Below are 23,092 nucleotides of genomic sequence, written 5' to 3'. Positions count from 1 at the left end.
GGGGCAGCCGACAGCGCGGTCCCCCTTTTTTCATGAATTCGACCCGTACCCATACCCGTCCCTCCCTGCGCAGCCTGCCCGGTGACTTTTTCGAGTTGCTCGGCTCGATGCGCTTTGCCGTCAGCCTGCTGATGTTCATCTGCGTGGCCAGCGTGGTCGGGACGGTGCTGCAGCAGAACCGCTCGTCCAGCAACTACATCGACCAGTTCGGTCCGTTCTGGTACGAGGTGTTCGACAAGTTCTCGATCTGGCACGTCTACAACAGCTGGTGGTTCCTGCTGATCATGGCTTTCCTGGTGGTGTCGACCACCGTCTGCCTGATCCGCAACGCGCCCAAGATGCTGCGCGATGCGCGCTCGTTCCGCGAGCACGTCCGCGCCAGCAGCCTGCGCGCGTTCCCGCACCGCGTCGAAAGCCAGGAACCCACCGACGTGCCGAGCACGGTGACGGGCCTGAAGACGCTCCTGGGACGCTTCGGCTACGCGGTGCGCGAGCGTCACGACGGCGACGGCGTGCTGCTGGCGGCCAAGAAGGGCAGCGCCAACCGCCTGGGCTATGTGTTCGCCCACGCGGCCATGGTCATCATCTGCATCGGCGGGCTGCTCGACAGCGAATTGCCGGTGCGCCTGCAGGTCATGTTCGGCGGCAAGAAGCCCATCGTCGAGAACATGCTGATCTCCGAGGTGCCCGAGAGCGGCCGGCTGTCGGTCAACAACCCGAGCTTCCGCGCCAGCGTGCTGGTGCCCGAGGACGGCCAGGCCTCCACCGCTGTGGTCATGGTGGGCGACGGCGCGCTGGTGCAGCCCATGCCGTTCACGCTCAAGCTCAAGAAATTCGTCGTCGATTACTACTCCACCGGCATGCCCAGCCGCTTCGCCAGCGAAGTGGTGGTCACCGATCCCGACACCGGCAAGAGCTTCGAGTCCACCATCGAGGTCAACGAGCCGCTGCGCTTCAAGGGCATGACGGTCTACCAGTCCAGCTTCGATGACGGCGGCAGCACGGTGGCGCTCAAGGGCTATCCGCTGGTGGGCGCGGGCGACGCCACGTTCACCGTGGACGGCACCGTGGGCAAGACCACCGAAGTGTCGGCCCAGACCGCGCGCGGTCCGCGCAGCATGGGCGTGGAGATCACCGCGCTGCGCCCGATCAACGTCGAGGACCTGACGCGCGGCGATCCCAAGGGCGGCAACCAGAGCTTCGCCGAGCACGTGGCCTCGGTGGCCGGCAGCGCCGCCGGCAAGAAGAACGAGAACCTGCGCAACGTCGGCCCCAGCGTCGAGTACAAGCTGATCGACGACGCCGGCCAGGCCCACGAATTCCAGAACTACATGCTGCCGGTCGAGCTGGACGGCGCCACGGTGTTCCTGGCCGGCGTGCGCAACAACGCGTCCGAAGCCTTCCGCTACCTGCGCATCCCGGCGGATGACGACAGCTCGGTCGCCGAATTCATGCGCCTGCGCGCCACGCTGGCCGATCCGGCGGCGCGTCAGGAAGCCGCGCGCCGCTTCGCCGAGCGCAACAGCCCGTCGGGCGCCGACCGCCAGCCGCTGCAGACGGCCGCCGAGCGCGCGCTGGAAACCTTCGCCGGCGGCGGCCTGCAGGCCGTGGCCGCGTTCCTGCAAGCCAACACGCCGCCCGCCGACCTGGAGCGCGCCGCCGACGTGGTGATCCGCCTGATCGGCGCCAGCATGAACGAGCTGCGCGCCATCGAGCGCGAGCGCGCCGGCCTGCCGCCGGTGGCGACCTCGGGTCCGGATGGCGAGCGCGCCGCGGTCTGGTCGCGGCTGGCCGTGGCGGCGCTGTCGGACCTGACCGTATATCCGGCCCCGGTTTTCCTGTCGCTGGCGGACTTCAAGCATGTCCAGGCCAGCGTGTTCCAGGTCAGCCGCACGCCGGGCAAGAGCGCGGTCTACCTGGGCAGCCTGCTGCTGGTGCTGGGCGTGTTCGCGATGTTCTATATTCGTGATCGCCGCATCTGGATCTGGGTCAAGCCGCAGGATGGCGGCAGCGGCATCCTGGCCGCCATGACATCGCAGAAGCGTACACTCGACTTCAACCAGGAGTTCGAGCGGTTCAAAGCGGCGCTGCTGCGCCAGAAAAGGTCCTGAGGGTTCCATGTCCACGACGACCACCACCACGCATTCCTCCTCGCCTGAAACGCTGTGGCAGGACGGGCTGTCCGAAACCGGCGACAGCCGCGCCCAGCGCGGCCGGCCCGACTGGACCGACCTCGTGTTCTTCCTGCTGCTGTCGGCCGGCGCGGGCTATGCGCTCATGCGCCATGGCGGCGCCATGGACTACTACGAGAAGATCATCCTGTGCGGCACCGTGCCGGCGCTGGCCTGGCTGGGCTGGTTGTGGCGTCCGCTGCGCGGCCTGATGGTGGCCTGTGCCATCGCGGCCGGCGTGGCGCTGATGCTCTACGGCAACGACCTGGCGCGCGCCGAGCAGGTGTTCTTCCTGAAATACCTGTTCTCGTCGCAATCGGCCATCCTGTGGATGAGCGCGTTGTTCGCGCTGGCCATGGCCTGCTACTGGATCGGCTTCTTCAGCCCCACGGCCGCCTGGCTGGGCACGGCGCTGACCTGGGGCGCGGTGTTCGCCGGCACCACCGGCATGCTGGTGCGCTGGCGCGAAGGCCACCTGATGGGCCCGGACCTGGGCCACATCCCGGTCAGCAACCTGTATGAAGTGTTCGTGCTGTTCGCGCTGATCACGGCGCTGTTCTACCTGTACTACGAACGCAAGTACGCCACCCGCGCGCTGGGCGGCTTCGTGCTGCTGGTGGTGACCTCGGCGGTGGTGTTCCTGCTGTGGTATTCGTTCACCCGCGACGCCGGGCAGATCCAGCCGCTGGTGCCGGCGCTCAAGAGCTGGTGGATGAAGCTGCATGTGCCAGCCAACTTCATCGGCTACGGCACCTTCTCGCTGGCGGCCATGGTGGGCTTCGCCTACCTGGTCAAGCAGCACGGCCAGACCTCGTCCTGGCTCAAGCTGGCGCCGCTGTTCGTGCTGGGCGTGCTGCTGTGCGCCGAACCGATGGTGTTCCGCTCGGAAGGCCTGTCGGCTACCTGGATGCTGTATTTCGGCATCGGCGCGGTGATCGTCGGCGCCATCCTGCTGGGCCGGCGCCGCATCGCCGCCGCGCTGCCGTCGCTGGAGGTGCTGGACGACATCATGTATCGCGCCATCGCCATCGGCTTCGCCTTCTTCACGGTGGCCACCATCCTGGGCGCGCTGTGGGCGGCCGACGCCTGGGGCGCCTACTGGCAGTGGGATCCGAAGGAAACCTGGGCGCTGATCGTCTGGCTCAACTACGCGGCCTGGCTGCACATGCGCCTGATCAAGGGCCTGCGCGGCACCATGGCGGCGTACTGGGCGCTGACCGGCCTGCTGATCACCGGCTTCGCCTTCCTGGGCGTGAACATGTACCTGTCGGGCCTGCATTCCTACGGCCAGCTCTGATCGGCCGGGATCGCGCTCCAGCAAAAAGCCCCCGCATGCGGGGGCTTTTTGTTGCCTGCCGCGCCCGGCAGCCCAGGCGCATACGGTCCTTGCGCGTCAGGGCAGCGCAGGCGCGGGCGGGATGATCGGCTGCTGTTGTTTCTGCTGCTTGGCGGTCGACGGCGGCTTGCCATCGGGCGTCGGCATGTATAAAGGACCCTTGTAACCGCAGGCCGCGACCAGGCCGGTCGCCACGAGCGTGGCTACAATGCGAAGAGCCATGCGGCTAGATGCCAATTGGGACACTGGGAACTCCGTAATTCTTGCAGGCTCGATTATGACCGAAACCGAATTTCTTGCGTTGATCGACCAGGTGCTGAACAGCATCGAAAGCCAGGCCGATGACTGGGCGGCTTCGCTCGACGTCGATGTCGAAACCAGCCGCAGCGGCAACGTGCTGACGATGGTATTCGAAGACAACACCCACGTGGTGGTGAACAGCCAGGCCGCCATGCAGGAGCTGTGGGTCGCGGCGCGCAGCGGCGGCTTCCATTATCGCTTCGACGGACAGCACTGGAATGACACGCGGGGCGGTCCGCAGCTGCCGGACGCGCTGTCGCAGATCTGTTCGGCCGCCGCCGGCGTGCCGGTGACGATCCGCCTGTAGCCGTTCCTGCGGGGCCTCGCGCCGTCCGCCGCGCGGGCGCCTCTCGAGGCCCCTGTCCGACCGGACGCGAACACCCGTCGGGCGGCGGCCCGGCCATGAAAAAGCCGGCTCTGTCAGAGCCGGCTTTTTCACGTTCAGAACGGTATCTTCTGCGACCAGGGGGCGGAGCCCTGGGCGCCGACGCCCGGCGCCACCTTGATGCTGTTGTCCTCGCCGCCGCCACCCAGGCCGTTGAGGAACTCGCCCAGCGTGTCGGCTTGCGGCAGGCCCAGGCGGGCCACCGCCTGTCCCGGCGGGAATTCCGAGAAATAGTATTCGCCGTTCTCGACGATGATGCCGTCCGGGCGGGGGCGCGGCTTTTCCTCGGGCACGCCCTTGAGCGCGGTCTGCATGTAGTCCACCCAGATCGGCATGGCGACGCCGCCGCCGGTCTCGCGCGAGCCCAGCGACTTGGGCTGGTCGAAGCCCAGCCACGAGGTCGCGACCAGCGAGGGCGTGTAGCCCGAGAACCAGGCGTCCACCGATTCGTTGGTGGTGCCGGTCTTGCCGGCGATGTCGTTGCGCTTGAGCAGCACGCGCGCGCGGGCGGCGGTGCCGTAGGTGGCCACGCCGCGCAGGATGTCGTCCATGATCCAGGCGGTGCGCGGATCGATGGCGCGGGCCGCCGCGTCGCCGGCCACGACCGGCTTGGACTGCATGATGACCTTGCCGTTGCTGTCGGTCACGCGGTCGATCAGGTAGGGCGTGATGCGGTAGCCGCCATTGGCGAACACCGCGTAGGCGCCGGCCACCTGCAGCGGCGTGACCGAGCCCGCGCCCAGCGCCAGCGGCAGCACCGCGGGCTGGCGGGCCTTGTCGAAGCCGAAGCGGGTCAGGTAGTCCTGGCCGTACTGCGGGCCGATGGCCTGCAGGATGCGGATCGACACCATGTTCTTGGACTTGTACAGGCCCTGGCGCAGCGTCAGCATGGGCTCGTACTGGTTGCCGTAGTTCTTGGGCGTCCAGGCCTTGGAGCCGGTCTGGGCCGCCGACAGCTCGAACGGCAGGTCGGAGATCTGCGTGGCCGGCGTCAGGCCGCGTTCCAGCGAGGCGGCGTAGATGAAGGGCTTGATGTTCGAGCCCGGCTGGCGCCAGGCCTGGGTCACGCGGTTGAAGTTGCCGCGATAGAAGTCGAAGCCGCCCACCATGGCGCGGATGGCGCCGTCCTGCGGCGACAGGGCGACGAAGGCCGCCTGCACGGCCGGCAGGTTGATGATTTCCCAGTTGTCGCCGAACTTGCGGATGTAGACCACCGAGCCGCGCTTGATGCGCTGTTCGGGCTTGGCCTTGTCGTTCAGCGCGCGCGCCACCACGCCCAGCACCTTCTTGTCGGTGATGGTGATGATCTCGCGCGAGCTGCGCGCCAGCTTCACTTCGGTGGGGCTGGCCGACAGCACCAGCGCGGTCAGCAGGTCGCCGCTGTCGCTGAACTTGTCGAACACGCCGTCCAGGAAGTCGTCCAGCGCCTGCGGGTTGCTCTCGGTGCCGGCGGGCAGGTCGAGCTGCTCTTCCGGGCCGGGGTAGGGCGCGCGGCGGGTGTATTCCAGCACGCCCTCGCGCACGGCGCGGTAGGCGGCTTCCTGGTCCTTGGACTGCACCGTGGTGTAGATGTTCAGGCCGCGCGAATAGACGTTGTCCTGGTACACGTTGAACAGCAGCTGGCGCGCCAGCTCGGCCACGTATTCGCCGTGGATGGCGTAGCCGCCGGCGGGCGTGCCCTCGGCCGACTTCATCACGATGGGCTGGGCCATCGCCTGCTTGTACTCGGCCTCGGTCAGGTAGCCCAGCGACTGCATGCGGCCCAGCACGTAGCGCTGGCGCAGCTCGGCGCGGGGGCGGTTGGCGATCGGGTTGAAGCGCGACGGGGCCTTGGGGATGCCGGCCAGCATGGCGGCCTCGGCCGGCGTGATGTCCGACAGCTGCTTGCCGAAATAGGTGCGCGACGCGGCGGCGAAGCCGTAGGCGCGGTGGCCCAGGTAGATCTGGTTCATGTACAGCTCAAGGATCTGGTCCTTGGTGAGCTGGGACTCGATCTTGAATGTGAGCAGCAGCTCGTAGAACTTGCGCGAGTAGGTCTTTTCCGACGACAGGTAGAAGTTGCGCGCCACCTGCATGGTGATCGTGCTGGCGCCCTGCGTCTTGGACATGTTGACGAGGTTGGTCAGACCGGCGCGCACCACGCCCACCCAGTCGATGCCGCCGTGCTGGTAGAAGCGGTCGTCCTCGGCCGCCAGCACCGCGGACTTCATCACGTCCGGGATTTCGTTGAAGCGCAGCACGTTGCGGCGCTCTTCGCCGAACTCGCCGATCAGCACCCGGTCGGCCGTGTAGACGCGCAGCGGTACCCGCGGACGGTAGTCCGTCATGGCGTTCAGGTCGGGCAGGTTGGGCCAGGCCAGCGCCAGCGCCATGCCGGCCAGCAGCACGCCGCACAGGAACAGGCCCGCGCAGAAAATGCCCGCCTTGACGAAAAATCGCAGGAACGGCGAACCGCCTTTGGCGGGCTTGTCTTTCTTGGAGGAATTCTGGGGCTTGCTCATCGCGGCGATTTTACGGGTATCTCAGGTCCCGCCTGGGAGCGGGAAGCCGGTTTCTGTAACAATATCGTTCAGTGTGGCGCGCGGGCAACTGGCGGCAATGTGATAATTGCCGTCATGAACGTATCCGCAAGCTCATGTCCGGAGGCTGACCCGGACCTGGCGCCCTCCGGCGAGGCGCCCGAACTCCAGCCCTGCGCCGCCGAATGCGCCGGCAAGACCGTGACCCTGCCGCATGACCTGCCCGTGTTCCTGGTGGGCATGATGGGGGCGGGCAAGACGACCATAGGCCGCAGCCTGGCGCGCGCCCTGGGGCGCGACTTCGTCGATCTGGATCATGAGCTGGAGGCGCGTTGCGGCGTGCGTGTGCCGGTAATCTTCGAAATCGAGGGCGAGGCCGGTTTCCGTCGCCGGGAATCCGCCGCACTGGAAGAGTGTACCCAACGGCGCAACATTATTCTCGCCACCGGCGGCGGCGCCATCCTGGCGCCGGAAAACCGCCAGCGGCTGCACGAGCGCGGCATCGTCGTCTATCTGAGGGCCAGCGTGGATGAATTGTTCCGCCGCACCTGCCGCGACCGCAACCGCCCGCTGCTGGCCACGGCCGATCCCAAGGGCACGCTGCGCGACCTGATGACCCGCCGCGAGCCTTACTACCGCGAAGTCGCCGACCTGGTGGTCGAGACCGGTTCCACGCCCATCCAGACTCTGGTCAAGGGTCTGCTGCCGCAATTGCAAGCTTTCGAGAAGCGCACATGAATGTAGTCGAGGTCGACACTCCCGGGGGCAGCTACCCCATCCATATCGGCCCCGGCCGCCTGGACCGCCTGGACCAGTGCATCCCGGCCGACGCCACCGCCATCGCCGTGGTCACCAATCCGACCGTGGCGGCGCTGTACGGCGAGCGCGCCGAGGCGGCGCTGGCGCGTACCGGCAAGCGCGTGCTGCGCATCGAGCTGCCCGATGGCGAGTCCTACAAGGACTGGCAGTCGCTCAACCTGATCTTCGACGCGCTGCTGTCGCAGCGGCTGGACCGGCGCTGCGTGCTGGTGGCGCTGGGCGGCGGGGTGATCGGCGACATGACCGGCTTCGCCGCCGCCGTCTACATGCGCGGGGTGCGCTTCCTGCAGGTGCCGACCACGCTGCTGGCGCAGGTCGATTCCTCGGTGGGCGGCAAGACCGCGGTCAACCACCCGCTGGGCAAGAACATGATCGGCGCGTTCTATCAGCCGGTGGCGGTCGAGATCGATACCGACGTGCTGAACACGCTGCCGGCGCGCGAAGTGTCGGCCGGGCTGGCCGAGGTGATCAAGTACGGCCTGATCCTGGACCCGGAATTCTGGGCCTGGTGCGAACTGAACGCGCCCAAGCTGCGCGCGCTGGATCCGGACGCCGTGACCTACGCCATCCGCCGCTCCTGCGAGCTGAAGGCGCAGGTGGTGGGCAAGGACGAACGCGAGTCCGGCCTGCGCGCCATCCTGAACCTGGGCCACACCTTCGGCCATGCCATCGAGGCGGGCCTGGGCTATGGCGCCTGGCTGCACGGCGAGGCCGTGGGCTGCGGCATGGTGCAGGCGGCCGAGCTGTCGGCCGACGTGGCGGGCTTTGCGCGCGCCGACGTCGCGCGCGTGCGCGCGCTGGTCGAGGGCATCGGCTGCCCGGTCACCGCGCCCGACCTGGGCGCCGACCGCTGGCTGGACCTGATGCAGGTCGACAAGAAGACCGAGGGCGGCTCGATCCGCTACGTGCTCATGACCCGCATCGGCGAGGCCGTGACCCGCGCGGCGCCCGACGAGGCGGTGCGCGCCGTATTGGCCCGGACCACCGCCTAGATCGACAACCGTGACAGGAGACGGTGCAGTGCAGATGAACGAATTGGCTTCCTATGCATCCGACCCGTCCCGATCGCGCGGCCGGACCCATGCCGAGCCCCCGCCGGAAAATCGGACCGAGTTCCAGCGCGATCGCGACCGCATCGTGCATTCCGGCGCGTTCCGGCGGCTGGAATACAAGACCCAGGTCTTCGTCAACCACGAAGGCGACCTGTTCCGCACCCGCCTGACCCACAGCCTGGAAGTGGCGCAGATCGCGCGCACGCTGGCGCGCAGCCTGGCCCTGTCGGAAGACCTGACCGAGGCCATCTCGCTGGCCCATGACCTGGGCCACACGCCGTTCGGCCACGCCGGCCAGGACGAACTCAACGCCTGCATGCGCGAGCTGGCGCCCGAGGCCGGCGGCTTCGAGCACAACCTGCAGAGCCTGCGCGTGGTGGACGAGCTGGAAGAGCGCTACGCCGATTTCAACGGCCTGAACCTGTGCTTCGAGACGCGCGAAGGCATCCTCAAGCACTGCTCGGCGGCGCACGCGCGCCAGCTGGGCGCGGTGGGCGTGCGCTTCCTGGAGCGCACCCAGCCCTCGCTGGAGGCGCAGCTGGCCAACCTGGCCGACGAGATCGCCTACAACAACCACGACATCGACGACGGCCTGCGGTCGGGCCTGATCACGGTCGAGCAGATGCAGGACGTGGCCATCTTCGGCCGCCATCACGCCGAGGTGCTGGCGCGCTATCCCGATCTGCCGTCGCGCCGCGCCGTGTCGGAAACCATCCGCCGCATGATCAACACGCTGATCGCCGACCTGACCCGCACCTCGCTGGCGCGCATCGCCGAGCATGCGCCGGCCAGCGCCGACGACGTGCGGCGCGCGCCGCCGCTGGCCGGCTTTTCGGACGAGATCCGGCGCGAGGCCGACGAGCTGAAGAAATTCCTGTTCGACAACCTGTACCGCCACTACCGCGTGCTGCGCATGACCACCAAGGCGCGCCGCATCGTGCGCGAACTGTTCGCGGCCTTCCTGGACGACCCGCGCCTGCTGCCGCCCGACTATCGCCGGCCGGCCTTCAACGAGCAGGCGCGCGCCATCGCCGACTACATCGCCGGCATGACCGACCGCTACGCCATCCGCGAACACAAGCGCCTGTTCGAGATGGCGTAGACGCGGATCGGTCCCGGTCCCCATGGCGCGATTGCGCCGCATGCGACAGGTATCACCCCATCGGGATGCCATGGAGCCGGCTTTGCCGGTCCATAGGCATGCCCCCTTGAGGGGGAAGCGCGTTAGCGCTTCGGGGGTGGGCCTACCCCCTCAGGAAGCGCTGCGTCAGCAGCACCCAGTACGCCGCGCCCACCGGCAGGCTGTGGTCGTTGAAGTCGTAGCCGGGGTTGTGCACCATGCAGGCGCCGTGGCCGCTGTTGAAGCCGTCCGGCGAGCCATCGCCGTTGCCGACCAGCAGGTACGAGCCGGGCACTTCCTCCAGCATGAAGGCGAAGTCCTCGCTGCCGGTCAGCGGCCGCGTCTGCGGCACGACCTTGTCCGCGCCCACCAGTTCCAGCGCCACCTGGCGCGCGAAATCGGTTTCGGCGACGGTGTTGACCAGCACCGGATAGCCGCGTTTGTAGTCGATGGTGGCGCGCACCTGGTAGCTGGCGGCCTGGTTGTGGACCAGTTCGGTGATGCGGTCTTCCAGCAGGTTGCGCACGTCGCGGTCCAGCGCGCGCACGCTGAGCTTGAGCGTCGCTGTCTGCGGAATGACGTTGTTGGCCTTGCCGGCGTTGAAGGCGCCCACCGTGATCACCGACATGTGCAGCGGATCGACGTTGCGGGCCACGATGCTCTGCAGGCCCATGACGATGGCCGCGCCGGCGACCACCGGATCGGCGGCACAATGCGGCATCGCGCCGTGCCCGCCCACGCCTTCCAGCGTGATGGTGACGTTGTCCGAGGACGCCATGGCCGCGCCGTCGCGCAGCAGCAGGTGGCCTTGCGGATGGCCGGGCATGTTGTGCATGGCGAAGATGGCGTCGCAGGGATACTTGCTGAACAGCCCGTCTTCCATCATGCGCTTGGCGCCGCCCAGGCCTTCCTCGGCCGGTTGGAAGATCAGGTTCAGCGTGCCGTCGAACTCGCCATGCTTGGCCAGGTGATGCGCCGCCGCCAGCAGCATGGCGGTGTGGCCGTCGTGGCCACAGGCGTGCATGATGCCTTCGTTGCAGCTGGCGTGTTCCAGGCCGGTGGCTTCCTGGATCGGCAGCGCGTCCATGTCGGCGCGCAGGCCCAGGCGCTTGCCGCCCTTGCCGCGGCGCAGCTGGCCGACCACGCCGGTGCCGCCCAGGCCGCGCTCGACTTCATAGCCCCATTGCGTCAGGCATTGCGCCACCAGGTCGCTGGTGCGGAATTCCTGGTAGCCCAGTTCGGGATGGCGGTGGATGTCGCGGCGCAGCGCGACGAATTCGTCGGCGCCTTGGGTGACGGTTTCAAGAATCGGATGCATGTCGGTGTGTCTCCGTTTGAGTGTGTGGCGCGCGGGGGGCGGTCAGGGCGCGTCAGCCAGTTTCACATGGCTGGAAATTTCGCGGAAGCGCACGGTCTCGGCCTGGTACATGGCGTCGGCCTCGGCCGGGGTCATGGGCGCAGACACCTCGATGTTCTGGGCCTCCAGGCCGCGCTTGACCTCGGCGTCCTGCATCGCGGCGTTGAGCGCGGCGTGCAGCCGCGTCACCACGTCCGCCGGGGTGTCGCGCTTGACGAAGTAGCCTGTCCAGGTGGTGAAGTTGAAGCCCTTGAGCAGCTCGCCCTCGTTGACCGAGGGCACGGCCGCCAGCGCGGGCAGGGCGCTGCGGCGCGGGCTGAGCGTGCCCAGCAGCTTGACGCGGCCCTGCTCGGCCAGCGCCACGTGCTGCTGCGCCAGCGGCATGATGGCGAAATCGACCTGGCCGCCGCCCATGTCCTGCATCAGCGGCGCGCCGCCCTTGTAGGGCACGTGCATCATTTCCGCGCCGATGGTGCGCGCCATGTGTTCGCCCAGCACGTGATACAGCGAGCCCACGCCCACGCTGCCGAAGCTGAGCGGCTGCGTGGCCGCGCGCGAGCGCGCCAGCTTGACGAGTTCATCGGCGTTGTTGGCCGGCAGGTCCTTGCGCGCCACGATCACCAGCGGCGCCAGGCCGATCATCTGCACCAGCTGGAAGTCCTCGCTCTTGAGCTTGACGCTGGCGTTGGCAAGGGGCGCCAGGATCAGTTCGTTGGGCGAGCCCTGGAACAGGTAGTAGCCGTCGGCGCGGGCCGACAGCACTTTCTGCGCGCCCAGCGCGCCGCTGACGCCGCCCAGGTTTTCCACCAGCACCGGCTGGCCCAGCTGCTTGGACGTGGGCGCCGCCACGACGCGGGCGATGGCGTCCGATGCGCCGCCGGCAGGGTAGGGGACCATCATCATGACGGGGCGGCTGGGGTAGTCCGCCGCGCTCGCGCCCTGGCTCATCAGCGTGGCGCCGAGCGCCAGCATACAGCCGGCCAGGCGCAGGCATCCGGATAGCGTGCCCATACTTGTTTCCCTTGAAGTGTTATGAGTATCCGGAATCCTAGGGACAGTGCTCGCTAGTTGTCTAACGACTTGTTATTCTGGGATGTAGAAAAAAAACTCATACTTGGACATGAACCTCAAGCAGCTGGAGCACCTGTTGGCCGTGGCCGAGGCCGGTTCGTTCAGCCGCGCGGCCGAGCGCCTGCACCTCACGCAGTCGGCGCTGAGCCGCAGCATTCGCCTGCTGGAGGAAGACCTGGGCACGCGGCTGCTGGACCGCATGGGCAAGCGCACCGAGCTGACGCCGCTGGGCCTGACCGTGGCCAGCCGCGCGCGCCGCATCCTGTTCGAATCGGCCGAGCTGCGCCGCAGCACCGACCTGTTGACGCAAGGCGGGCAGGGCACCATCAGCATCGCGCTGGGCTCGGGGCCGGGCGTGCTGCTGCTGACGCCGCTGCTGGTGCACGTGGCGCAGCAGCACCCGCAGTTGAGCATCGAGGTGATGCGCGGGTCGCAGGAAGCGCACCTGGGCATGCTGCGCACGCGCAGGCTGGATGCGCTGGTGGTGGACATCCGCGGCATCGCGCCGTCGGCGGACCTGCGCATCGAACCGGTGTCGCAGATGCGCGCGGGCTTCATCTGCCGCAGCGGCCATCCGCTGGCGGCGCTACACCGGCCGCCGCGTTTCGCCGAGGTGGCCGCGTACCCGCTGGCGTCCACCTTCCTGCCGGCGGACACCGCGCGGATCCTCATCGACCGCTACGGCATCGGCGCCGATCCCAAGACCGCCGTGCGCCTGCGCTGCGAGGAGATCGGCAGCCTGCTGGAGACGGTGCGCGCGTCGGACGCGGTGTTCCTGGGCATCGTGGCGGCGGCGCGCGAGGGCATCCTGTCGGGGGAGCTGATCGAGCTGATGCTGGATCCGCCGCTGGACAGCCATGCGCAGTTCGCGCTGGTGACGCTGGCCGGCCGCACCGAGGCGCCGGCGATGGGACTGCTGCGCGCCTTCGTGAGCGATCGCTTGCGCGATTGAGCGCGCGCCGGCCCGGTGCGCTGGCTGGCGGCGCGCTGCCTCGCGGCCAGGCGTTTCAGCGCGCCTTGGTTGCGGTCACGCGGCCGCTTCGGCCTGCGAGTCGCGGATCCATTCCTGCATGGCGGGGTGCGCCAGCACGGCATCCATGTAGGCGCGCGCGTCGCCGGTGACGCTGACGCCATAAGTCGTGAAGCGCGACACCACCGGCGCGTAGAACGCGTCGGCGATGGAGAAGGCGCCGAACAGGAAGGGACCGCCCTGGCCGAACTGCGCGCGCGCGTCCTGCCAGAGGTCCAGTATCCGGGAGATGTCCTGCCGGACGGCGTCGGAGAATTCGGCGGCGGGCAGGCGCGCCGCCACGTTCAGCGGCATGGCCTGGCGCAGCGCGGCGAAGCCGCTGTGCATCTGCGCCGCCAGCGAACGCGCGCGGGCGCGCGCCTGGGGCTGCGCCGGCCACAGGCCGGCCTCGGGATGGCGGTCGGCCAGGTATTCGCAGATGGCCAGCGAATCCCAGATCGCGAATTCGTCATCCAGCAGCACCGGCACCAGCCCGGCGGGCGAGACTTCGCCCACGCCGCGGGCGAACGCCTCGGTGTTGAACGCCAGTTTCTGCTCGGTGAAGGCAATGCCCGCCGCGCGCAGCGCCAGCCAGGGGCGCATGGACCAGGAAGAGAGATTCTTGTTGCCGATGATCAGGGTGTACATGTGTCGCGTTCTATGTGGGTGAAAACTCAGCTGGCCGTGCGGCGCAGCACCTTGCCCAGGTAGTGGCCGGTATGGCTGGCCTCGGCGGCCGCCACGGTTTCGGGCGTGCCTTGCGCGACCACGCGCCCGCCGCCGTCGCCGCCTTCCGGGCCCATGTCGACCAGCCAGTCGGCCGTCTTGATCACGTCCAGGTTGTGTTCGATGATGAGCACGGTGTTGCCGCTGTCCACCAGCTGGTTCAGCACCTGCAGCAGCAGTTCGATGTCGCGGAAGTGCAGGCCGGTGGTGGGTTCGTCCAGGATATACAGCGTGCGCCCGGTGCTGCGGCGCGACAGCTCCAGCGACAGCTTGACGCGCTGCGCCTCGCCGCCGGACAGCGTGGTGGCGCTCTGGCCCAGCCGGATGTAGGACAGGCCCACATCGATCAGCGTGTGCAGCTTGCGCGCGATGGCCGGCACCGACTCGAAATATTCCAGCGCCTGTTCCACCGTCAGGTCCAGCACCTCGCTGATATTGCGGCCGCGGTAGCGGATCTCCAGCGTTTCGCGGTTGTAGCGCTTGCCGTGGCAGACATCGCAGGGCACGTACATGTCGGGCAGGAAGTGCATCTCCACCTTGACCACGCCGTCGCCCTGGCAGGCCTCGCAGCGTCCGCCCTTGACGTTGAAGCTGAAGCGGCCCGGATCGTAGCCGCGCGTGCGCGCTTCCGGCACGCCGGCGAACAGTTCGCGGATCGGCGTGAACAGGCCCGTGTAGGTGGCCGGGTTGCTGCGCGGCGTGCGGCCGATGGGGCTTTGGTCGACGCTGATGATCTTGTCGAAATGCTCCAGGCCCTGCATGGCCGCGTAGGGCGCGGGCTCGCTCTGCGCGTGGTGCAGCTGGCGCGACACGGCCACGGCCAGCGTGTCGTTGACCAGCGTGGATTTGCCCGAGCCGGACACGCCGGTCACGCAGACCAGCCGGCCGGCGGGGATGCGCAGGTCCACGTTCTTCAGGTTGTTGCCGGTGGCGCCGGTGAGCGTCAGCCAGGGCAGCTCGTCGTTGACCGGCCGGCGCTGCGGAATGGCGATGGCGCGCGCGCCGCTCAGGTACTGGCCGGTGAGCGAGGCGGGGTCGCGCTGCACGGCCTCGGGATCGCCCTGCGCCACCACCTGGCCGCCGTGTTCGCCGGCGCCGGGGCCCATGTCCACGACCCAGTCGGCCATGCGGATCATGTCCTCGTCGTGCTCGACCACGATCACGCTGTTGCCCAGGTCGCGCAGGTGCTGCAGCGTGCCGATCAGGCGGTCGTTGTCGCGCTGGTGCAGGCCGATGGACGGCTCGTCCAGCACGTACATGACGCCGGTCAGGCCCGAGCCGATCTGGCTGGCCAGCCGGATGCGCTGGGCCTCGCCGCCGGAAATCGTATCGGCGCTGCGGTCCAGCGACAGGTAGTTCAGGCCCACGTTGTTCAGGAAGCTCAGCCGCGCCTCGATCTCGCGCACGATGCGCTGCGCGATCTCCTGCTTGGCGCCGGCCAGGCTCAGGTCGCGGAACCAGGCCAGGCAGGCCGACAGCGGCATGGCCTCGACTTCGTAGATGGCCTGGCCTTGGCGTTCGCCGCCGCGCGGGTCCTGGCCGATCAGCACGTTGCGGGCCTCGGGCCGCAGGCGCGAGCCGCCGCAATCGGGGCAGGTTTTGATGTTGCGGTACTTGCCCAGCTCTTCGCGCACGGTGGCCGAATCGGTCTCGCGCCAGCGGCGCTCCAGGTTCGGGATCACGCCTTCGAAGGTGTGGCGCTTGACCGTGCTGCGGCCCTTTTCGTTCAGATAGACGAAGGAGATCTCTTCGTCGCCCGAACCGTACAGCACCTTCTGGCGCACGTCCTCGGGCAGTTCCTCGAACGGCGCTTCGATCTCGAATTCATAGTGCGCGGCCAGGCTGGTGAGCAGCGAGTGGGTGAAGGCGTTGCGGCGGTCCCAGCCTCGGATCGCGCCGGCGGCCAGGCTCAGCTCGGGGAAGGCGACCACGCGCTTGGGGTCGAAGAATCCGACCTGTCCGATGCCGTCGCAGCTGGGGCAGGCGCCCATCGGGTTGTTGAAGCTGAACAGCCGCGGCTCCAGTTCCGGCAGGCTGTGGCTGCAGACCGGGCAGGCGTAGCGGCTGGAGAAGACCTGTTCGCGGCTGCTGTCCATGTCCAGCGCCAGCGCGCGGCCCTCGGCCAGCTGCAGCGCGGTCTCGAAGCTCTCGGCCAGGCGCTGCTTGCTTTCGGGCTTGATGCGCAGGCGGTCGATCACCACGTCGATGTCGTGCTTCTCGGATTTCTTCAGCGGCGCCATGCCGTCGATTTCCAGCAGCTGGCCGTCCACCCGCAGGCGCACATAGCCCTGCGCCTGCAGGCTGGCGCATTCGTCCTCGAAGCTGCCTTTCTTGCCGCGCGCGATCGGCGCCAGCACGGCCAGCCGGGTGTCGGCCGGCCAGGCCATCACGGCGTCCACCATCTGGCTCACGCTCTGCGCCTGCAGCGGCAGGCCATGGTCTGGGCAATACGGCGTGCCGACGCGCGCGTACAGCAGGCGCAGGTAGTCGTGGATCTCGGTGATGGTGCCGACGGTGGAGCGCGGGTTGTGGCCGGCGGCCTTCTGCTCGATCGAGATGGCCGGCGACAGGCCCTCGATCAGGTCCACGTCCGGCTTGTCCATCAGTTGCAGGAACTGCCGCGCGTAGGCCGACAGGCTCTCGACATAGCGACGCTGGCCTTCGGCGTACAGCGTGTCGAAGGCGAGCGAGGACTTGCCCGAGCCGGACAGGCCGGTCACCACCACCAGCTTGTGGCGCGGCAGGTCCAGCGAGACGTTCTTGAGGTTGTGGGTGCGCGCACCCCGTATGCGTATCGTCGAGTCCATCGATTGCGTCCGTCGTCGTGGCATCGCAGGCCAACTTGGTACTATAGCGCGCCGAGTAGTCCCGCGTTCAAGGTTGGTCCGCCAGGTTTGCCGAGGGGCCGCTCCGAGGCCATTACCGTCCAATAATCCGCATGCCGGCAGAAACCAAACTGAAATTGACCCCTTCCGAGCGCCGCGCCAGCGTGGCGCTGGCGGGATTGTTCGCGGCGCGCATGCTGGGGCTGTTCCTGTTGCTGCCGGTCTTCGCGGTGGCGGCGCGCGGCCTGCCCGGCGGCGACGATCCGGCCCGCGTGGGCCTGGCGCTGGGCATGTACGGCCTGACCCAGGCCTTCATGCAGATTCCCTTCGGGCTGGCATCCGACCGCTGGGGCCGCCGGCCCGTGGTGATCGCCGGCCTTTTGCTGTTCGTGGCCGGCAGCGTGGTCTGCGCCCAGGCGTCGGACGTGTTCTGGATCACCATCGGCCGCGCCATCCAGGGCGCGGGCGCCATTTCCGCCGCCGTCACCGCCTGGCTGGCCGACGCCACCCGCGACGAGGTGCGCACCCGCGCCATGGCCATGGTCGGCGGCTCGATCGGCCTGTCCTTCGCCGCTTCGCTGGTGCTGTCGCCCGTGCTGGTGGGCTGGTGGGGGCTGTCCGGCCTGTTCTGGACCATCGCCTGTCTGGGCGTGGTGTGCCTGGCCGTGGCGCGCTGGGTCGTGCCGGTGGTGCCGCGCACCCAGGCCCGCGCCATGCAGGCGGCCCGGCCGCGTGAGGTGCTGCTGCATCCCGACCTGTTGCGGCTGAACTTCGGCGTATTCGTGCTGCATCTGGTGCAGGTGGCGCTGTTCGTGGTCGCGCCGGCGCTGCTGGCCAAGGTCGGCGGGCTGGACGCGCGCGAACTGTGGAAGGTCTATCTGCCGGTCATCCTGGTGTCCTTCGTGCTGATGGTGCCGGTCGTGTTCGTGGCCGAAAAGCGCCGCGCCCATCGCGGCGCCCTTCGGGCGGCCGTGGCCGGACTGGCGCTGGTGTGCGCGCTGCTGCCGATGGCCAGCCAGGGCTTCTATGGCTTCGCCATCGCCCTGACGGGCTTTTTCGTGGTGTTCAACGTGCTCGAAGCCTTGCAGCCGTCGCTGGTGTCGCGGGTGGCGCCGGCGGCCTACAAGGGCCTGGCGCTGGGCTTCTACAACACGGCCCAGGCCGCCGGCCTGTTCACCGGCGGCGCGCTGGGCGGCTGGCTGGCTTCGCACTCGGGCGCCAATGCGGTCTTCATCGCGGCGGCGGCGCTGGCGCTGCTCTGGCTGGCCGTTACCTGGGCGCTGCGGCCGCTGGCCTAGCGTCCGGGGCGGCGGATACGCCAGAAAGTCGCGGAACGCGCCGCCATCAGGCGCGAACATCCGGCAAATCGGCGGGCCGCAGAGATAGATTTGTCACGAATGGCGTTGGCGCGGCAGGCGCTTTTCGTCGATAATAGCGGGATCAATTTACGGTTTCATACTGTGCCGCCGGTCATCATCATGGTGACCGGCGTGTTTCATGAAGCCGGTCTTCAACATCGTTTTTTTATGTTGTTGCCGGCGCGCTCGCGGCAACGCGTGGGCGCAAGGCCAACAACAGAGGGACATCGGCATGGCATCGGTCAACAAAGTCATACTCGTCGGCAACCTGGGTCGCGACCCGGAAGTCCGCTACAGCCCGGACGGGGCGGCAATCTGCAACGTGTCCATCGCCACCACCTCCCAATGGAAGGACAAGGCCTCCGGCGAACGCCGCGAGGAAACCGAGTGGCACCGCGTGGTCATGTACAACCGCCTGGCTGAAATCGCTGGCGAATACCTGAAGAAGGGCCGCTCGGTCTACATCGAAGGCCGCCTGAAGACCCGCAAGTGGCAGGACAAGGACACCGGCGCCGACCGCTACAGCACCGAAATCGTCGCCGACCAGATGCAGATGCTGGGCGGCCGCGAGGGCGGTGAAGGCGGCGGCGGCAGCTACGGCGGCGGTGGCGGCTTCGACGAAGCCCCGCGCCAGCAGCGCGCCGCGCCGGCCCCGCGCCCGGCGCCCCAGCAGCGTCCCGCTCCGCAGGCCGCCCCGGCCAGCAGCGGCGCCAACCTGGCGGACATGGACGACGATATTCCGTTCTGAGGTCTGGCGCGTGATTAGAACGTCGATCTGTTGAGTTCTGATCTGCCCTGAAGAGCCTAAAGGCGCTTCAGTATTTCTGGCCCAGAAGTAGTTGGTTTGGATACCTGGATGACTTGAGGATCGCAGCATGGCTCCCGGACCATGCGTCGCGATCTGTGAGCGGCAATTGACTATGCAACAAGTTGCATGATCAATGCCGCTTTTTATTGAGAGATCGCAGTGATCGGCCTGCTGTGTAGTGTTCCTCGCTCATGTGTTTGAAATAGCGGTCCAACGTTCTTTTGGGTGCAACATTCAAAATGTAACATTTTGACCGGCTTTACTCGTTGATACGCTTTTCTCTTGACTTGATTTGATGGCTCAGGAATCGTGACGAGGCTGGGCCTATCATTGAAAGATGCGGGTTTCATTACTAAAGGAAATGTATGCCGGATAATTGTTGCACCCGGGACTTGCCGGAAAACGGCGCTGCCGTTTCAGGCGTGAGGTCATCTGAAGTGTCTCCGATGGACGTGTTTTTCGGAAAGATGGCACACAATTGGAAGAAGCTGGCTGCAATGGTGATTCTTGGTGCTGTCGTTGCAACCTGTGCTTATTACTATGTCACGCCGAAGTGGCAGGCGAATCTGTTGATTCAGATTGGCAAGGTGACGCCAGGAGGCATACGGGACGGTTCCCTGATTGAGGGAGTGGACCAGACGGCATTCCGGATTCGGAGCAGAGATTTCGTGGATGCGGTGCTGCTCAAGGTGGTTGGCGCAGGAGCGGAAGGCGCTGGCACTGAGGACACGAGCGAGATAAAGCTGTTTCGTGAATCTCTGAAATCGAGCGAAGTCCGCAACACTGAGTTTGTGAGTGTCACTTTTCTTGGATATTCGAAAGGTCAGCTGGAAAAGTACGCGGCAGCCTTGACGCAGGAATTGCTCACTCTGCATAACCGCGTTCCGGAAACCTTGAAAAAGGAACTGCAGGCCGAATCGACAAAGAACAAACAGGAACTTGCCGATGCGGAAGTTATGTATGACAGGTTGACAAAGGATTACAATCGGTTGAAGCAGCTGCCGGCTGACCAGCAACTGCTGCCAATTTCAATCTTGACATCGCAGATTCAGAACAGCGCTTCCTTGGTAGATGCCTTGCGTAGCGTACAACGCGATATCGATCGCCGTCTGTTTCCCTCGAATCTGTATTTGACGACTGTTTCAAAGGTTCAAATCGCCGACAAACCAGTATTTCCAGTGTTGGGAGTTTTCCTGTTTATCGGAGTCATTGCTGGTTTGGCTGTTGGTTTGATGTTCTTAATTTTTCGCCGAAATTCCACTTGATTCAGGGGTTGATTTTTAACCCGGATTTTCTGGAATGAAGTAAACCAGCATTACCATCTCCTCGCTTCCTCACAGCGGAGTTATGCGTGGTGTCATCGGAGTCATCGCTCTCGATTTTTCAGTCAGACGTCTTCGCGGCGGACGACCGTTCTGGCTGAGAGTGGGAGCGGCATATGCCTACAATAACAATGGAAAAATTGACGGGCCATAGGATAGACATCGAGGTTCTTCTCCTCGTTGTCGTCGGCGCCATCGGCACAGCAGTATTTTTCTTTCCCATGGACAGTACGACGCTGGCGATGGTCTACATCTGGTCCATGTTGCCTGTGGGATTGTTGTTGCTGTCTACGCTGGACAATATTCTATTGGTTTCCAGGGCGACGTTGATCTTCGCGGTGGGCGCCTACCCGCTTGGGGTGAAACTGTACGATCCGAACATGTACTTTTCAGTATATGAATTCAGGACGCAGTCCCTGGAAATAGCGACCATAATGTATGGCGCTGTACTTGTCGGCGTGGCGGGCGCTATTGCCGGATGGCGCTTGGGTGAACGCGCTTGCATGCGGAGCCAAGCGCAGCGGCCGAGCGTGTCACCTTCCATTGAATACCTGAGGACGATGTTCTACCTGGGCGCGGCGGCGGCCGTGATCGCCGGGTTGATGATCGTCAGCACCTCAAGCGGAACCATATTCGATGCGGCCTATGGGACGGGAACCGAGGGCGTGCCCATCCTCGGCAGCACGAGTGCCATCGGTGGGGTGGCGTTTTCGGTGATGTTCTATTGTTCGCTGCACCTGCGCCAGAGAAACTATTATCTGATCATCGCCGCCGTTGGACTATTCCTGTTGGTATGGTGCCAGTTGTTGCGCGGGCTGCGCCAGGATGCAATATGTGCAGTCTTTTCGTGCATCATTATTTACATGACCGTCGTCTTGAAGGACGTATCGGTAAAGGCACGATATGCGCTTTATCTTGTGCCGGTCTGGGCACTGATGGAATTGTGGGGGCTGATGCGCAGCGGCCTCAGCATGTATCTCGCCGGTGAGATCGACGCGGCCGCGATGTTCAGCATGGGCTTGGGCAACGCCGCGGCCATGAATAACGTGGTCTATTCCGGCACACTGGGACCCATTACTACTACGTTTGCAAATACGATATTCCTGTTGCAGGAGCGCTCGCTGGAGTTTCTGTACGGCGGCAGCTATGTTGACTATATCTTGCGAACGCCTCCGCAATTCATGTATCCGGATCGTCCGGAGGATTATGCGGCGATCTTCGAGAAATTCGGATTATCTGCCGGCGGCGGTTTCTTCGAGCTGTCAGAAGCATATCTTAATTTTGGTTTTGCGGGCCTGTTCTTTGTTCCTTTGGTCATTTCGCTGATGATCTCGCTCTTTCACGGAAAGGTAAAAGCATATTCTGGACTGTTCAGCGTATTCATGCTCGCATCCGTACTTTGCGTCTGGATCCGGGGAACGTGGTATCAGACTTTCGCATTTTACAAGTCGATGGTTTCGGCGGTCATCCTGTTCGTCATCCTGCACGGACTTGCTTGCGCCCTCCTCTGGTGGCGCAAGAGCATGACACCGATACGCAGCGTACCCTCAAGGCGGCGCGGCCGCTAACGCGGGCGATTATGCCGAAGACGGTACTGCATGCCTGGCTCCTTCCTCATATCCCTAGATCGTTGATGCGTTCAAGAGCAATCATTATTTTTGCTTCGTCTGTAGTGCAGCGGCTCTCGGTAATGGCGTTGACCATACTGGCGAGCCGGATGCTCGGATCTGACGAGTTTGGGCGTTTCGCCATTATCTACGCCACTTGCATAAATCTGACTCTTTTTGTCGGCGATGGCTTGGCCGCTACGGCTAATAGGTACATGCCGCTGCTGGCGGAGCAGGAGCCGGAAGCGTTGCGCAAGACCGTGGGCAACATCATCAGCGCTGCTGTGGCCGTGGCAGTGCTGCTGGCGGCAGCAGTAGCAGTAAGTGCGCCAGTGCTGAACCGGGTAATGAGCCGTGCAATCGATCTTCAAGCGCTCATCCATATTTCCAGCTTCATTGTCCTGGGCCTGATTCCCAATACGGTGATGAATGCCGTCTTGCATAGCGTGGGAATGAGCAAGGCCGCGGCATTGGCCGCGCTGCTGACCGCCTTGACGGTGTTGGGCGGCGGGCTATGGGGGGCCTCGATCGGGGGGGCCTATGGCATGTGTGTCGGCTTTCTTGGCGGCACGTTGATCGGGACCGCTTTTTATGCGGGCCTGGTGTTCAGGCGATTCGGCTTCGGCGTGCTGTCGCCAACGCTGGCTGCGGGCTTCGTCAAATCGGAGATGTTCAGCAAGTTTGCCGTCCCTACCGTAGCTACTATGGCGATGGGGGGGCCAGTGCATTGGTATTGCCTGAGTATCCTGTCTTCGTCGCCGGCTGGTCTGCATGGCGTGGCGGTGTTTTCCGCGTTCTTCCAGTGGTATTCGCTGGTCACATTCCTGCCGGCCGCGCTCAACAACTTCACCATTCCCTGGCTCGCAGCGCACAGCGGAACTGATGCGTTCAGGAAGAAGGCTCTGCTCATCATCGGCGTGAACGTCGCCATCGCCTTGTGCCTGCTTCTGTTCGCGTATATTGGCCAGGATTATGTGGTCGGCCTGTATGGGCCTGACTTCGCTGGCGGGGGCAATGTGCTGGTCCTGCTAGCAGCTTGCGGCGTGTTTGCGGTGTTGGCCGCGGTGATGAATCAGGTGGCCTGGGCCGGCGGACGGTCTTGGCGCAATCTGGTCGTGGTGCTTGTGTACAGCTCGCTCTATGTCCTTGGCGCCTTCGTGTTTGTAAAGCTGTACGACCTGGGGGCTGCCGGCCTGGCATGGGCCATCCTGGGGGCGGGCATCGTGCAGGGAATAATACAGATTGTGCTCGTGTTTGGGCCGGACCGGCGCGCGGACTCGCGCGCGGTTACTCCATGAATTCAACCC

18 protein-coding genes are annotated in these 23,092 nt (G+C 65.8%); 12 read left to right on the top strand and 6 right to left on the bottom strand.

What is annotated here, in order from left to right; translation table 11 throughout:
• Positions 1-32: 32 nt before the first annotated feature.
• Entirely contained in the window at positions 33-2,111 is a 2,079-nt protein-coding gene (locus KDH83_RS03310) for a cytochrome c biogenesis protein ResB (RefSeq protein WP_212312764.1), read from the top strand.
• A gap of 7 nt (positions 2,112-2,118) precedes the next feature.
• Positions 2,119-3,468, top strand: coding sequence for a c-type cytochrome biogenesis protein CcsB (gene ccsB, locus KDH83_RS03305; RefSeq protein ID WP_212312763.1), 1,350 nt, complete (start codon positions 2,119-2,121; stop codon positions 3,466-3,468).
• A 96-nt stretch (positions 3,469-3,564) separates the two neighbouring features.
• On the opposite strand, the gene KDH83_RS03300 is transcribed toward ccsB, so the two are convergent.
• Positions 3,565-3,729: a lipoprotein gene (locus tag KDH83_RS03300; RefSeq protein WP_233772643.1), complete on the bottom strand. Its 165-nt coding sequence runs from the start codon at positions 3,727-3,729 to the stop codon at positions 3,565-3,567.
• A gap of 55 nt (positions 3,730-3,784) precedes the next feature.
• Here KDH83_RS03300 and cyaY point away from each other — a divergent pair, with 55 nt between their 5' ends.
• A complete protein-coding gene (gene cyaY / locus KDH83_RS03295) occupies positions 3,785-4,114 on the top strand; it encodes an iron donor protein CyaY (RefSeq protein ID WP_103271701.1) in 330 nt (109 codons plus the stop codon).
• Positions 4,115-4,248: 134 nt separating this feature from the next.
• Here the strand turns inward: cyaY and KDH83_RS03290 are convergent, their stop codons facing one another.
• On the bottom strand, positions 4,249-6,693 hold the full coding sequence (locus KDH83_RS03290; RefSeq protein WP_212312761.1) for a penicillin-binding protein 1A: 2,445 nt from the start codon (positions 6,691-6,693) through the stop codon (positions 4,249-4,251).
• 258 nt (positions 6,694-6,951) lie between these two features.
• Between KDH83_RS03290 and KDH83_RS03285 the strand changes: the two genes are divergently transcribed.
• Genes KDH83_RS03285 through KDH83_RS03275 form a run of 3 tightly spaced genes read left to right on the top strand, consistent with a single transcriptional unit; the run spans position 6,952 to position 9,684 of the window.
• Complete coding sequence (locus KDH83_RS03285) at positions 6,952-7,449, top strand: shikimate kinase (RefSeq protein ID WP_249204802.1); 498 nt, start codon at positions 6,952-6,954, stop codon at positions 7,447-7,449.
• A complete protein-coding gene (aroB, locus tag KDH83_RS03280; RefSeq protein ID WP_212312759.1) occupies positions 7,446-8,522 on the top strand; it encodes a 3-dehydroquinate synthase in 1,077 nt (358 codons plus the stop codon). Before KDH83_RS03285 ends, aroB begins: the two co-directional genes overlap by 4 nt.
• A 34-nt stretch (positions 8,523-8,556) precedes the next feature.
• Positions 8,557-9,684: a deoxyguanosinetriphosphate triphosphohydrolase gene (locus tag KDH83_RS03275; RefSeq protein ID WP_212312780.1), complete on the top strand. Its 1,128-nt coding sequence runs from the start codon at positions 8,557-8,559 to the stop codon at positions 9,682-9,684.
• Positions 9,685-9,826: 142 nt separating this feature from the next.
• On the opposite strand, the gene KDH83_RS03270 is transcribed toward KDH83_RS03275, so the two are convergent.
• Together KDH83_RS03270 and KDH83_RS03265 are read right to left on the bottom strand one after the other, a co-directional pair.
• Entirely contained in the window at positions 9,827-11,020 is a 1,194-nt protein-coding gene (locus tag KDH83_RS03270) for a M20 aminoacylase family protein (protein ID WP_212312758.1), read from the bottom strand.
• Between the two features lie 42 nt (positions 11,021-11,062).
• Positions 11,063-12,070: a tripartite tricarboxylate transporter substrate binding protein gene (locus KDH83_RS03265; RefSeq protein WP_212312757.1), complete on the bottom strand. Its 1,008-nt coding sequence runs from the start codon at positions 12,068-12,070 to the stop codon at positions 11,063-11,065.
• A 109-nt stretch (positions 12,071-12,179) separates the two neighbouring features.
• Here KDH83_RS03265 and KDH83_RS03260 point away from each other — a divergent pair, with 109 nt between their 5' ends.
• A complete protein-coding gene (locus KDH83_RS03260) occupies positions 12,180-13,082 on the top strand; it encodes a LysR family transcriptional regulator (RefSeq protein ID WP_212312756.1) in 903 nt (300 codons plus the stop codon).
• A gap of 75 nt (positions 13,083-13,157) precedes the next feature.
• On the opposite strand, the gene KDH83_RS03255 is transcribed toward KDH83_RS03260, so the two are convergent.
• Together KDH83_RS03255 and uvrA are read right to left on the bottom strand one after the other, a co-directional pair.
• On the bottom strand, positions 13,158-13,787 hold the full coding sequence (locus tag KDH83_RS03255) for a glutathione S-transferase family protein (protein ID WP_103271693.1): 630 nt from the start codon (positions 13,785-13,787) through the stop codon (positions 13,158-13,160).
• Positions 13,788-13,813: 26 nt separating this feature from the next.
• Entirely contained in the window at positions 13,814-16,672 is a 2,859-nt protein-coding gene (uvrA, locus tag KDH83_RS03250; protein ID WP_212312754.1) for an excinuclease ABC subunit UvrA, read from the bottom strand.
• Positions 16,673-16,803: 131 nt separating this feature from the next.
• Between uvrA and KDH83_RS03245 the strand changes: the two genes are divergently transcribed.
• The 5 genes from KDH83_RS03245 (at position 16,804) to KDH83_RS03225 (ending at position 23,083) form a co-directional block, all read left to right on the top strand.
• Positions 16,804-17,988 (top strand): MFS transporter, encoded by a 1,185-nt coding sequence (locus KDH83_RS03245; protein ID WP_212312751.1) that lies wholly within the window; start codon positions 16,804-16,806, stop codon positions 17,986-17,988.
• Between the two features lie 292 nt (positions 17,989-18,280).
• Positions 18,281-18,796, top strand: a complete 516-nt coding sequence (gene ssb, locus KDH83_RS03240; protein ID WP_103271690.1) for a single-stranded DNA-binding protein — start codon at positions 18,281-18,283, stop codon at positions 18,794-18,796.
• 506 nt (positions 18,797-19,302) lie between these two features.
• On the top strand, positions 19,303-20,121 hold the full coding sequence (locus tag KDH83_RS03235) for a hypothetical protein (protein WP_212312749.1): 819 nt from the start codon (positions 19,303-19,305) through the stop codon (positions 20,119-20,121).
• Between the two features lie 188 nt (positions 20,122-20,309).
• Positions 20,310-21,746: an O-antigen polysaccharide polymerase Wzy gene (wzy, locus tag KDH83_RS03230; protein ID WP_212312747.1), complete on the top strand. Its 1,437-nt coding sequence runs from the start codon at positions 20,310-20,312 to the stop codon at positions 21,744-21,746.
• Complete coding sequence (locus KDH83_RS03225) at positions 21,674-23,083, top strand: hypothetical protein (RefSeq protein WP_212312745.1); 1,410 nt, start codon at positions 21,674-21,676, stop codon at positions 23,081-23,083. Before wzy ends, KDH83_RS03225 begins: the two co-directional genes overlap by 73 nt.
• Positions 23,084-23,092 lie beyond the last annotated feature (9 nt).

This window comes from Achromobacter sp. Marseille-Q0513 (assembly GCF_018195695.1).
Classification (GTDB): domain Bacteria; phylum Pseudomonadota; class Gammaproteobacteria; order Burkholderiales; family Burkholderiaceae_B; genus Achromobacter.
The sequence above is the reverse complement of the archived record's forward strand: the minus strand, read 5'-3'. Positions and strand labels throughout refer to the sequence as shown.

What these genes read in the sequence shown, in the direction of transcription:
- KDH83_RS03255 (WP_103271693.1), bottom strand. Translation starts at nt 13,787, where the DNA reads ATGTACACCCTGATCATCGGCAACAAGAATCTCTCTTCCTGGTCCATG.
- ssb (WP_103271690.1), top strand. Translation starts at nt 18,281, where the DNA reads ATGGCATCGGTCAACAAAGTCATACTCGTCGGCAACCTGGGTCGCGAC.
- ccsB (WP_212312763.1), top strand. Translation starts at nt 2,119, where the DNA reads ATGTCCACGACGACCACCACCACGCATTCCTCCTCGCCTGAAACGCTG.
- KDH83_RS03290 (WP_212312761.1), bottom strand. Translation starts at nt 6,693, where the DNA reads ATGAGCAAGCCCCAGAATTCCTCCAAGAAAGACAAGCCCGCCAAAGGC.
- KDH83_RS03235 (WP_212312749.1), top strand. Translation starts at nt 19,303, where the DNA reads ATGGACGTGTTTTTCGGAAAGATGGCACACAATTGGAAGAAGCTGGCT.
- KDH83_RS03245 (WP_212312751.1), top strand. Translation starts at nt 16,804, where the DNA reads ATGCCGGCAGAAACCAAACTGAAATTGACCCCTTCCGAGCGCCGCGCC.
- KDH83_RS03260 (WP_212312756.1), top strand. Translation starts at nt 12,180, where the DNA reads ATGAACCTCAAGCAGCTGGAGCACCTGTTGGCCGTGGCCGAGGCCGGT.
- uvrA (WP_212312754.1), bottom strand. Translation starts at nt 16,672, where the DNA reads ATGGACTCGACGATACGCATACGGGGTGCGCGCACCCACAACCTCAAG.
- KDH83_RS03270 (WP_212312758.1), bottom strand. Translation starts at nt 11,020, where the DNA reads ATGCATCCGATTCTTGAAACCGTCACCCAAGGCGCCGACGAATTCGTC.
- KDH83_RS03285 (WP_249204802.1), top strand. Translation starts at nt 6,952, where the DNA reads ATGATGGGGGCGGGCAAGACGACCATAGGCCGCAGCCTGGCGCGCGCC.
- aroB (WP_212312759.1), top strand. Translation starts at nt 7,446, where the DNA reads ATGAATGTAGTCGAGGTCGACACTCCCGGGGGCAGCTACCCCATCCAT.
- KDH83_RS03265 (WP_212312757.1), bottom strand. Translation starts at nt 12,070, where the DNA reads ATGGGCACGCTATCCGGATGCCTGCGCCTGGCCGGCTGTATGCTGGCG.
- wzy (WP_212312747.1), top strand. Translation starts at nt 20,310, where the DNA reads ATGGAAAAATTGACGGGCCATAGGATAGACATCGAGGTTCTTCTCCTC.
- KDH83_RS03275 (WP_212312780.1), top strand. Translation starts at nt 8,557, where the DNA reads ATGAACGAATTGGCTTCCTATGCATCCGACCCGTCCCGATCGCGCGGC.
- KDH83_RS03300 (WP_233772643.1), bottom strand. Translation starts at nt 3,729, where the DNA reads ATGGCTCTTCGCATTGTAGCCACGCTCGTGGCGACCGGCCTGGTCGCG.
- KDH83_RS03310 (WP_212312764.1), top strand. Translation starts at nt 33, where the DNA reads ATGAATTCGACCCGTACCCATACCCGTCCCTCCCTGCGCAGCCTGCCC.
- cyaY (WP_103271701.1), top strand. Translation starts at nt 3,785, where the DNA reads ATGACCGAAACCGAATTTCTTGCGTTGATCGACCAGGTGCTGAACAGC.